Here is a 10,769-nt window from a genome sequence, read left to right as displayed (position 1 = left end):
GCTTTACGCTGCGCTATCGTCAATTCCATTATCCAAAATTGAATTGCCCAATGCCAATTTAGCGAGAACTACTCTCCAATATCAGATTGGAGTCCCAAGTATAGAAGCCAATTTGGTTAGGAACCCTAGAAAATCTGCCTGTCCGATAGCCTCTAGATAATTCATTCAGCACCTTATTTTTGATCTCTCTAAGTTGCTGAGAATCTAGTTCTCCATAAATTCCGGCAATGACTTCAGCAACGCTGAAAACTTTACCTGGATTTTGTTCTAACAGAGAGGTGAGGGCATCAATTAAGAATTGACCCTCAAAGGCTTTGAGCATTGGTACTGTTTTTATCGGAGGTAGGAAAGATTTCTTCTTTTTGTTTTTGATGCTTTTAGAAGCACCATTGCCATTATTTGGGTCTACCAAACTTAAATCCAGAGTATAACAACCTGGCTCATCGGGAATAGTTACCCAGTAATTCCTTTCTCTGCCTTGGGTGAGGGAAGATTGAACCCTACCTTTAACTACTTTGAATAGATTGGAATCCAACTCTCCATAAAGCGATCGCACGATAAAATCAATATGACAGACAGTGCCTATCTGCTCTTGCAATAACTGTTTTATGGCTTCCATTCGCGAGAGAGCGTGATTATACTGGGGTAGCATGGGGATTTCCGCCAACTTCATTGAACTATCGTTGTTCTCTAGGGCGATCTTTGGATCTGGCGATGTAGTTGAAGATTGACTCTCTTTTGTATCAACAGCAGAAAAAGAATTATCTATCTCAACCTTATCTGAGTCTGCGAGTTCTGATACAGACTCCACCAAGTTGATTTCGTCGATGTCATCAAGAGGTGATAAAAACCGCAAAGAGCCTTGTTGAGAAAAATTTGAGGTTTCATCAGCTGTAGTCAGACTTGATATCTGCTTGTTGGTATCAGAAAAAGACCAGTTAGACAACAACGCTTCTACATGATCGAGCTGCGATCGCGCCTGCACAAAAAGGCGTTCATACTCTTCTGTAAGGCGAGCATAATAGTCTCGTAATTCCAACAGTGGTGAAACAAAGGTGCCCGGAGGTGGTTCTAATTGTCCATTTTGAGTCATAAGGCTTCAATCAATTTAAGTTGATGTCACTTTTGTAAGACATTGGTCTGGGTTTTGCTTTGTGAGATGTTGGTTGGGATTTCTTAGGCGGTTGGGGAGGGCGACATCTCTCACAATATAAAGGTCGAGGTCCGAAAGTCTCGCGTTTTGTCAGATCGTTACACTCTTTACAGACAAACTGGAAAACACGAGTATGAATCTGTCTTTTGTGCGCCCTGACAGTATATTCCCTAACATCAATGAATTTACTTGCCATAATCAGGAATTGTGAATTGCCGTCGGATCAATGTCTTATCAATATAGCTATTCAAGCAAATGAAACTGCATCAGTGTGTGTTTATGTAGAAGTTTTATTCAAATCAGTGAATTTGACGCCTAGCATAAAGTGCAGATGAGCAACTTGAGAGTTAGCCATTGACTATCCTCTCACCAGATAATTTGATGAGCAAACACTACCATTCCTTAGGTGCAGGCGATTTTCATCGCCCTGATCAGAGAAATAGGGGATGGGGAAGTGGGAAGTACGGGATTATTCACTTCCACTTCCATTGATTGGCAAACCAAGCGATCGCCAGTGTGTCTAATTGCCCATCATAAAATTACCGCACTCCTAACCCCTCTTCCTCATGGTAGAGGGATGATGCTTAACGTAGCCATTCGGATCTAAAAAACAACCGCCTCCTAAAAACAGGAGGCGGCGATCGTCGCTAATAAAAATATGATTTTTGTAAGTTTTGTCCCTCTACTGGTAGTTTTTGACAGACTACTGCTGACTGGGAGCAGCAGATTGCGATTGAGGTTGTGGGCGTAAACGCCGCAAAGATTCCCGCAACTTGTTCTGGCTAGTGTTATCTGCTCGCCGCCGCCGAGTTGGGGTTGCTTGTGGCTGTTGTGATGAATTGGTAGCCGCTCGTTGACGCTGGATGTTGCGTAGGGAATCTCTGGCACTTCCTTGAGTGCGATTTATCCTCGCTTCAGATGATGAGCCTGAGGTAATAATTTCTCGTCTTTGAGGTTCCAACCGTCTACTCAATCCAGATATTGCTGGTCTTGTGGCTGTAGCTTCACTTGATGAAGGTGTTAACTCTCTGCGCCTACGTCTTGGATTTTCTGGTGTGGAGTTAGCAGCAGCTGCTGCCTGCTGGGTTCTCTCTTGTGCTTCTCTTTGTGCTTGCCGTTCTTGAACTTGGCGCGATCGCCGTGAACCTTTTATGGCAAATTCAGTGGCTATAGATACCCCTTGTCTACCACCTTCTGCGGGTTTTAATTTCCACTCACGCGCTTGTCTGGCAGTTTCTTCATCTAAGTCGCGGTTTCCACTGGAGCGAGCAATCCGTACATTTGTCACATTGCCTTGTGCATCAGTATCAACAGCTACTTCTACTCTGCCTTCCACTCCTCGCCGTCTTGCTGCATCAGGATACTTGGCACTACATTCACGGCAGGCTGCACGACCATTAGCATTACCATTACCTGAACTGTTAATTTGTGGAGGTGTTGGCACTATTGGCGCTGTTGCTACTGTCGGACGGTTTCCTACTCCATTGCCTATACCACTGCCAATTCCTGAGCCAATTCCTGAACCTATACCACTGCCAATTCCTGAGCCAATTCCTGAACCTGTACCACTGCCAGAGCCTGAACCTGAACCTGTACCTGAACCTGTACCTGTACTTAAAGCAACGCCAGATCCAGAGCTACCAGAGTTATCTGTCACGATTGAACTACCACCGCCACCGCCGCCACCGCCACCGCCGCTCTGAGGAACAACAGTTTTCACAGGGGCTTCTGGCTTGGGAGCAATTTCCCTATTTATTGGCTGTGGGTTTTGAGTAGTTTGTTTTGGTTGTTGTTCAACTGGCTGAATTTGAGTAGTTTGTTTTGGTTGTTCTTGAACTGGCTGAATTTTTGGTCTTTCAATCAATTCTTGTACTGGTTTTTGTACTAGTGAAATTTCTCTAGGCTGTTTTTGAACAATTTCTGGTTCTTTTTTGGGTTCTTCTGTAATTTTTTCAAGTGGTTTTTCTGGTTCGGCAGTCGGAGAATCTACGATCGCCACCTCTATTGGTTCATCTTCGTTTGTGGGCACTCTCGTCAAATAATTACCTATGCCTGAGGACAGTACGCCGATATGCAGCGCCAGTGAACCTATCAGACTGTAAGTCAGAAAAGACTTGAGAGCCTCAACTTCTTTGGAACGTTGCTCGACAGTAGTGCCGGAAAAACTCATAGCTATTGCTACCTATTCTCACTAATTTAGTCATCTTAGAATGCATGGTTGCAAATATCAAGTAAAAAATTAAAATTATTTCCGGCAGTGTTACGGAACAGCAGACTACTCAAAAAAATATCTTTGGAAATTACTGTTTGATATCATGATTTCTAGATAAAATTAATTTTTGTGTTTATTAAAATAATTTATATAAAAACAAAAAGGAGTAAACAAAAATAATGATAATTATATATATTTGAAAAAATTCTGATTATATCTTAAACTCTATTGAGAAAAAGTTTCATTTTTTCGCTTGATTCTGGTAGTCTGATTTTGTATTGTTGATGACGTTTAGAGGCACTACATGGGAATTCAAAATTTGTTTGCAGCAGGTGGTGTGGTCATGTTGCCCCTGTTGCTGTTTTCGGTGTTGGCAGGGGCACTAATGATTGAGCGAGCGAAGTTTTGGCTACAAATTGGTAAGCGTCAAAACCGGGTGGTGCGAGAGGTTTTAAATCTTTATCGACTTGATAATGTCGTTAGTGCTGTAGATAAGCTGCAAAAAAATGTAGATTTACCTATAGCACGCATTTTTCTGGCTGGACTACAGCTAGAAAGACCGACTCCAGAAAAATTTCGTTTGGCTTTGAAAAGCGAGGCGCAAGCAGAAATCCCTACACTCAAGCGGTTTCAACCTGTATTTGACACCATTATCGGTTTAGCGCCTCTGTTGGGACTTCTCGGCACAATTTTAGGATTAATTCGCTCATTTGCTGGACTGAATGTTGGTGATGTCGGAGCTACTAAAACTGGTGCAGTCACTGCTGGTATTAGTGAAGCTTTAGTTGCCACCGCCTCAGGATTGATTGTGGCTATCTTTGTGCTTTTAGGAGCCAGCATCTTCCGGGGACTATACCAGCGGCAGATAACAATGATTCAAGAGTACGGCGGACAGTTAGAAATACTGTTCCTTGATCGCTATGACCAACTCAATCGCCACGAACAACAGGAGAAGTCCTATGGATCTAGATGACAATGAACCAGATTTAGCACCATTTATAAATGTAGTACCTCTGATTGATGTAATGTTTGCCCTTTTGACATTTTTTATCATGTCAACGCTGTTTTTAACACGATCAGAAGGATTACCAGTAAATCTACCGAAGGCAGCCACGGCGAAGGAACAGCAAATTCCCACTAAAGTTACTATCACGGTAGATGAAAAAGGTCAGGTAAGCCTAAACCGCGATCCAATAGCAATTAATGATTTAGCAGCGAAAGTGCGGACTTTAGTTGGTTCTAACCCAGATGCATTGGTGATTATTAATGCTGATCAAAAAGTCTTGCACGGTGAGATAGTGGGGATAATGGATCAAGTTCGTCAGGTGAAGGGAGCAAGGTTAGCGATCGCTACCCAAAGATAAAAAGTAAAAATATTGTGCATCAGAAGTTCAGAGAGTCAGGAAAATTCTATATTCTGACTCCTAACTCCTTCTTATCTAATTACTACTACCAGCTACGCTTACGCATCTGTAATTCTTGAGATATAAATTTAAATAATAATTGTTGATGTGAATGGATAAAAAAGTGGTCACCGTTGAACTCATGTAATGAGAAAGCAGCGATCGTCTGTTCTTTCCATGCTTGCAGATACTCATGACTAACTTCTTGGTCTTGCAAACCACCAAAAACAGTAATAGGACACTCCAGTAGCTGTTTTTGAGTGTAAATATAAGTTTCCAGAACTGCAAAATCTGCCCGCAAAATTGGAAGGAATATCTGCATCAGTTCTGGAGTTTCTAGTACTGCTTTGGGTGTACCGTTAAGACTGTGTAGCTCGCGTTGCAAATCAGCGTCTGATAGGACGTGGAGAGGTGGTTTTGTCAACGGTATTTGCGGGGCGCGACGAGCAGATATGAACAGGTGAAAGGGAGCAAGACTATACTTAGAGCGAAGTAGATGGGTTAACTCGAAGCTAACTAATCCGCCCATACTGTGACCGAAGAAAGCGAATGGTTTGTCTAAATATGGTATCAGAATTTGAGCGATCGCTTCAACAAGAGGTTCTAATCGCGTCAAGGGTGCTAACTTAATCTGTCTTCCCCGTCCCGGATATTCTACTGCACAGACTTCGACATTATTAGGTAGACTATTAGGCCATGTGCGAAAAATCATTGAGTTCCCACCAGCGTAGGGGAAGCAGAATAAACGCAAGTTGGCTTGAGGATTTGGTTGGGGACAGATAACCCAGGAATTGAAGTTTGGCGTAGTTGTCATAATAGAACTTAGAGTTGGATAATACAACTCTGTTTTAATTTTAAACATATTCACTGAATAATCTTATGACAGGAATGGAACCTTGGGCGATATCAGCCCTTAGCGGTGTCGCCGCTATGTTTTTCCAAATCGGTGGTCAGGTTTTAGGAGTATTGGGCAAAACTCTGGATGAAAAAACCAAGAAGTTAATTTTTGCTGCATCAAATCAATATCAAAAGAACTACGAAGAACGGCATGGCATTCTCAAAGTATTGGGAATGCGTGAACCTGTAAAGCTGGAATCGCTCTATACATCGGTGCAGTTTTTAGATGATGATACTATTCAGAGTTTTGAATCTATTGAGAATTTAGAAAATTTCTATCGCCAAGCTAAAGTCCGAGGATTTCAATCTCAAGATGATTGCAAACAAGAAGGAATTCAAGTTGCTAACGATAAGCAATATCTGATGGTACTTGGTGGGCCTGGTGCAGGAAAGTCTACATTTGTGCGGAAGATGGGACTAGAAGCGCTCAAAGGTAAAAAAGGAGGATTTGAACACGCTTGCATTCCAGTTTTTATCGAATTGAAAAGGTTTGCATCTAGCAATATTAATATTGAAACGTTTATTAGTGAAGAGTTTCGTATTTGTGGCTTTCCATTACCTGATGAATTTACAGCTAAAGCCTTAGAAGAAGGTAAGTTACTAATTTTGCTGGATGGTTTGGATGAAGTACCGACAAAAAACTTGACTGAGGCAATTAACCAAATTCAGAACTTTGTTGACAAGTATGATCAAAATCGTTTCATTGCCTCCTGTCGCACGGCAGCTTATCGCAGCGCTTTTCGTCGCTTTAGCGATGTATCAATGGCAGACTTTGATGATACCCAAATTCAGCAATTTATTTCTAACTGGTTTCATTCAGACGCAGACAAGCAGGCGAAGACAGGTGAGAAATGTTGGGAATTACTGCAAAAACCAGAACATGAAGCTGCAAAAGAGTTGGCGCACACACCTTTATTGCTGACATTTCTGTGTTTAGTTTATGACCGTTCCCAAAGTTTTCCAGATAATCGCAGTGTTCTTTACCGGAAGGCACTGCGGATATTGCTAGAAGAGTGGGCATCAGAAAAGCGAATTCTCAGAGATGAGATTTATCAAGGTCTGCATACAGAATTGGAAGAGATATTACTATCAGAGATTGCTTATACAGGTTTTGAGTCTGACAGGCTATTCTTTTCACAGCGCGATATAGTTGGGCAAATTAAAACATTTTTGGCGAGTAATCTGAATGCACCTCAACATTTAGATGGGGAAGCAGTGCTGAATGCCATTGCTGTTCAACAAGGGATTTTGGTAGAACGCGCCGAGGATGTCTTTTCGTTCTCTCATTTAACGCTACAGGAATATTTAACAGCACAATATATTGATGACCATCGCCAAGTTGAGAAGTTAGTTATTAAACATCTGACAGATAAACGCTGGTATGAGGTGTTTTTGTTAGTAGCTGGGTTAATGCACGGTGGTGCAGATGATTTGCTGCTGCTGATGGAAAAGGAAGCGCAAAAATATATTAATACCCCGAAGTTACAAACTTTATTAAACTGGGCAGAACAGGTAACAGTTGGCTCACCAGGGGATTTTAAACCTGTGGGTAAACGTGCAGTTGCGATCGCGATTGCGATTGCGATCGCCAACGCTAATCCCTACGTCTACGCTGTTCGCTACGCCTACGCCTATGCCAACGCCATTGCTTACCCCAAAGCCAACGCTATGGTTTACCCCAACAGCTACACTTACGCCATCGCCTACTACCAAGTCAATGCCATTCTCTTCCCCGATACCTACGCCTTGTTTGGCGTCAACGAATACGCCCATACCATTGCTCAAGCTATCGAATATACTTGTAAACTTGAAAAATTAAAAATTTTCAATAACGTCAACTTTACTATGCTGATCGCCCAAATAGAAGCACTTAAAGCTACAATTCCTGATGATCAACAGCCACAAGAAGCGCGTCTGGCATTTGTTAAACACCTGCAACAAACCTTACTCAAAGCTTTCCATCTCAGCTTAGAAATAGTCAACTTATCTGAGGAAAAAATAGAAGCACTGGAAAATTATCTCTACGCAAATTACCTCATCATCCAGTGCCAACAAGCAGCAGTGCGGGTGTCGCCCCAAACCTGGGAAGCGATTGAGGCGCGGATGTTGTTGGTTCCAGGTGGTTAAGCAACAATAGGAAAATGAAAAGATAGCCAGATTAAACGCTCCATGAGTTTATTACAACAGGCTAAGGATACAAAAACTCGAACTTTTACAGCAATCTTGCATTAGGAAGAGGATGTTTATGTAGTTGAATATCCAGATGTAGGAACCGCCAGCTAAAGAGAGACGATAGAAGAAGCGATGCTAATTTGCAGGAAGTAACGGAACTGTATTTAGAAGAGTTCCCACTTCCTGAGATAGTATTTCGTCGGTTGCTAACCACATTTGAGATAATCAGTGCTTAAGCTACCAAGAGTTGGAGCTTCTGAAGTTATTAGTGTTCTGGAACGCTTAGTACAGTTTTGCATAAAAACGTAGCGTTTTTAATGCAGGGGGATGCATTGGCATTGTAGGGGGACGCATTAACAATGCAGCCGACGCATTAACATTGTATCGCGATGCATTGGCATTGCAGAGGGACACATTAACAATGCATCGGGATGCATTGGCATTGTAGAGGGACGCATTAACAATGCATTCCGATGCATTGGCATTGTAGAGGGACGCATTAACAATGCATTGGGATGCATTGGCATTGTAGGATACTACCTAATTTAATTTACTACGAATTAATGAAATGCTCTACTAAGATTCATGTCGTTATGACACTAAGTCCTGTGGTTATGAATGCACAAGCTGTGGTTTTTTCTCTTCACCCACATATATCTCATCTTCTCTGTTGATAAACACCTGAGACAATGCCTGATAAGCTTCACTCCAAGCCGCCATCACTTCTTCTGTAGCTGCTTCCCCTAAAACATCTTTCATTGCTTGCAGTAAACTTTCTCCAACAATAGGATATTGCTCTGGTGTAACATCCGTCTGCACATGGCGATAGGCAATCTTTTCCACCATCGATTTTAAAGCAGGCAAATTATCAATTTGGTTAGCATAGCTATAAACTGCTGTAGCCAACCTCGCAGGCTGAGAACCATTTGCTTGAGCAGACATATTAAATTGTTCTCTGATTTCTGGATGGTTACGAAACATAATTTCATACATCCGAGTTGTGATTTGCTCACCGTTCTTTTTTAAGATAGGTGCTGTAGATTTGACGATATCTATTGTTTGTTGGCTAATCATAGTTTTTTGAACCACTTGGAATGTTGATTGACTTCAATTTAGTGGTTATTCCCATTCGTTACTATGAGCTAGCTCAGTTAACGAGTAATATCATGTCAACGCCTCTATACATCCACAGCTAGAGGCATTGTTAAACAATTGCAGCAAAGATGAAAATGTAAGAATGCAAATATGTACATCGATAATTTATCAAGCAACAATCTTATATGCATACGATTGATAAAAAGTCAACAATAAAAGGCTGGGCAGGTGCGATACCTTCTCTACGAGATGCTCCGCCAACGGTGAGCTTTCCTGCGGAACGCTGCGCGAACGCTAACGCAGAACCAGCAAAAGAATTTCCCTCTACGCAATTGCCAATTCTTTATGGCAAAATCCCAGATGGCTTGCGTGGCACACTTTACCGCAATGGCCCCGCACGGCTAGAACGCGGTGGTATTAACATGGGACACTGGTTTGATGGAGATGGGGCAATTCTGGCTGTAAATTTTACCGATGCAGTCGCAACTGGGGTTTATCGCTACGTGCAAACCTCTGGCTATCAAGATGAGACTGCGGCAGGTAAACTACTCTACGGCAATTATGGTATGACTGCACCAGGGCCAATTTGGAATCAATGGCAAAAGCCGATCAAGAATGCTGCCAACACCTCAGTGCTAGCACTTCCAGATAAACTTTTGGCACTGTGGGAAGGTGGTAAACCCCACGCCCTCGATTTACAAACTTTAGAAACTTGGGGCGAAGATGATTTAGGGGGGTTAACTAAAGGATTAAGCTATTCCGCACATTATAAGCGTGACGAGCAAACAGGGGAGATTTTTAACTTTGGCATCAGCCCTGGACAAAATGCGACGCTTAATATTTACAAAAGCGATTCGACTGGGCGGATTATCCAACAAGCCGCATACCAGCTAGATGGTGTACCATTGGTGCATGATTTTGTTTTAGCAGGACAGTATCTTGTATTTTTCATTCCGCCAGTGCGGTTGAATGTCTTACCCGTGCTAATAGGGACAAGCAACTATAGTGATTCGCTAGAGTGGCAACCTAAATTAGGAACTCAGATTTTGGTTATTGATCGGGAAACCCTATCTGTGGTGAGTCGTGGAGAAACCGAACCTTGGTATCAATGGCATTTTGGCAACGGTTATCTAGATGCTAGCGGTGCAGTGATTGTGGATATCGCCCGTTATGAAGATTTTCAAACTAACCAATATCTCAAGGAAGTAGCTACAGGTAAGACTCACACCCCAGCTCAAAGTACACTAACGCGAGTTCATCTGCATCCCCAAACTGGCAAAGTTACGTCAATTCAGCAACTATTAAACCGACATTGTGAATTTCCGAATGTACCACAGCAAAACGTGGGGCTAGCTTCTCGGTACACATATATGTCAACATTCCGCTCAGGAACAGATATTAGCCAAGAATTATTAAATGCGATCGCTCGTTTTGATCACAAAACCGAAACCCTCACCGAAGCAGACTTAGGAGAAAATCGCTATCCTTCAGAACCCATCCCCGCCCAAGACACCCAAAACCCTGAACAAGGTTGGGTGTTAACCGTTGTCTACGATGGTAATTCTGATAGTAGTGAAGTTTGGGTATTTGATAGCGATCGCCTGGATGCCGAACCCGTTTGCAAACTAGGATTACCCAGCGTCATTCCCCACAGCTTCCACGGCATTTGGAACCCAGCATAAAAGTTATAAGTTATGAGTTATAAGTGAAGAATTCAATACTTACTTTTAACTCATATAGCAATTCGATTTGATTTTTGAAAAAATCTAAGTATATGTAGGGTGTGTTATCGCCGAGAGTACGGCACCTAGAATCAGAGGTGGTGCGTTAGCCTTTG

At 42.3% G+C, this 10,769-nt stretch carries 10 protein-coding genes; 5 read left to right on the top strand and 5 right to left on the bottom strand.

Features of this window, described 5'->3' with window-relative positions; translation table 11 throughout:
* Positions 1 to 58: 58 nt before the first annotated feature.
* Together Q0541_RS15700 and Q0541_RS15695 are read right to left on the bottom strand one after the other, a co-directional pair.
* Complete coding sequence (locus Q0541_RS15700; protein WP_298911622.1) at positions 59 to 1,093, bottom strand: hypothetical protein; 1,035 nt, start codon at positions 1,091 to 1,093, stop codon at positions 59 to 61.
* 10 nt (positions 1,094 to 1,103) lie between these two features.
* A complete protein-coding gene (locus Q0541_RS15695; RefSeq protein ID WP_273767526.1) occupies positions 1,104 to 1,349 on the bottom strand; it encodes a hypothetical protein in 246 nt (81 codons plus the stop codon).
* Positions 1,350 to 1,559: 210 nt separating this feature from the next.
* Between Q0541_RS15695 and Q0541_RS15690 the strand changes: the two genes are divergently transcribed.
* Entirely contained in the window at positions 1,560 to 1,760 is a 201-nt protein-coding gene (locus Q0541_RS15690; protein WP_298911621.1) for a hypothetical protein, read from the top strand.
* 96 nt (positions 1,761 to 1,856) lie between these two features.
* Here Q0541_RS15690 and Q0541_RS15685 read toward each other — a convergent pair whose 3' ends face one another.
* Entirely contained in the window at positions 1,857 to 3,323 is a 1,467-nt protein-coding gene (locus tag Q0541_RS15685) for a TonB family protein (protein ID WP_298911620.1), read from the bottom strand.
* 346 nt (positions 3,324 to 3,669) lie between these two features.
* On the opposite strand from Q0541_RS15685, the gene Q0541_RS15680 reads away from it, so the two are divergent.
* Positions 3,670 to 4,338, top strand: coding sequence for a MotA/TolQ/ExbB proton channel family protein (locus tag Q0541_RS15680; RefSeq protein ID WP_298911619.1), 669 nt, complete (start codon positions 3,670 to 3,672; stop codon positions 4,336 to 4,338).
* Positions 4,325 to 4,729: a biopolymer transporter ExbD gene (locus Q0541_RS15675; RefSeq protein ID WP_298911618.1), complete on the top strand. Its 405-nt coding sequence runs from the start codon at positions 4,325 to 4,327 to the stop codon at positions 4,727 to 4,729. The genes Q0541_RS15680 and Q0541_RS15675 overlap by 14 nt, the downstream gene beginning before the upstream one ends.
* An 85-nt stretch (positions 4,730 to 4,814) precedes the next feature.
* Here the strand turns inward: Q0541_RS15675 and Q0541_RS15670 are convergent, their stop codons facing one another.
* On the bottom strand, positions 4,815 to 5,582 hold the full coding sequence (locus Q0541_RS15670; RefSeq protein WP_298911617.1) for a thioesterase II family protein: 768 nt from the start codon (positions 5,580 to 5,582) through the stop codon (positions 4,815 to 4,817).
* 65 nt (positions 5,583 to 5,647) lie between these two features.
* On the opposite strand from Q0541_RS15670, the gene Q0541_RS15665 reads away from it, so the two are divergent.
* Positions 5,648 to 7,792, top strand: a complete 2,145-nt coding sequence (locus Q0541_RS15665) for an NACHT domain-containing protein (protein WP_298911616.1) — start codon at positions 5,648 to 5,650, stop codon at positions 7,790 to 7,792.
* A gap of 657 nt (positions 7,793 to 8,449) precedes the next feature.
* On the opposite strand, the gene Q0541_RS15660 is transcribed toward Q0541_RS15665, so the two are convergent.
* Positions 8,450 to 8,911, bottom strand: a complete 462-nt coding sequence (locus Q0541_RS15660; RefSeq protein ID WP_298911615.1) for a globin domain-containing protein — start codon at positions 8,909 to 8,911, stop codon at positions 8,450 to 8,452.
* Positions 8,912 to 9,117: 206 nt separating this feature from the next.
* On the opposite strand from Q0541_RS15660, the gene Q0541_RS15655 reads away from it, so the two are divergent.
* The gene (locus Q0541_RS15655; protein ID WP_298911614.1) at positions 9,118 to 10,614 is read left to right on the top strand and encodes a carotenoid oxygenase family protein; all 1,497 of its coding nucleotides are present in this window, start codon (positions 9,118 to 9,120) and stop codon (positions 10,612 to 10,614) included.
* Positions 10,615 to 10,769 lie beyond the last annotated feature (155 nt).

This window comes from uncultured Nostoc sp. (assembly GCF_937863485.1).
Lineage (GTDB): Bacteria > Cyanobacteriota > Cyanobacteriia > Cyanobacteriales > Nostocaceae > Nostoc.
Note: the sequence above shows the minus strand (reverse complement) of the source record. Positions and strands in the feature narration are given on the sequence as shown.

What these genes read in the sequence shown, in the direction of transcription:
- Q0541_RS15680 (WP_298911619.1), top strand. Translation starts at nt 3,670, where the DNA reads ATGGGAATTCAAAATTTGTTTGCAGCAGGTGGTGTGGTCATGTTGCCC.
- Q0541_RS15685 (WP_298911620.1), bottom strand. Translation starts at nt 3,323, where the DNA reads ATGAGTTTTTCCGGCACTACTGTCGAGCAACGTTCCAAAGAAGTTGAG.
- Q0541_RS15665 (WP_298911616.1), top strand. Translation starts at nt 5,648, where the DNA reads ATGACAGGAATGGAACCTTGGGCGATATCAGCCCTTAGCGGTGTCGCC.
- Q0541_RS15675 (WP_298911618.1), top strand. Translation starts at nt 4,325, where the DNA reads ATGGATCTAGATGACAATGAACCAGATTTAGCACCATTTATAAATGTA.
- Q0541_RS15695 (WP_273767526.1), bottom strand. Translation starts at nt 1,349, where the DNA reads ATGGCAAGTAAATTCATTGATGTTAGGGAATATACTGTCAGGGCGCAC.
- Q0541_RS15655 (WP_298911614.1), top strand. Translation starts at nt 9,118, where the DNA reads ATGCATACGATTGATAAAAAGTCAACAATAAAAGGCTGGGCAGGTGCG.
- Q0541_RS15660 (WP_298911615.1), bottom strand. Translation starts at nt 8,911, where the DNA reads ATGATTAGCCAACAAACAATAGATATCGTCAAATCTACAGCACCTATC.
- Q0541_RS15700 (WP_298911622.1), bottom strand. Translation starts at nt 1,093, where the DNA reads ATGACTCAAAATGGACAATTAGAACCACCTCCGGGCACCTTTGTTTCA.
- Q0541_RS15670 (WP_298911617.1), bottom strand. Translation starts at nt 5,582, where the DNA reads ATGACAACTACGCCAAACTTCAATTCCTGGGTTATCTGTCCCCAACCA.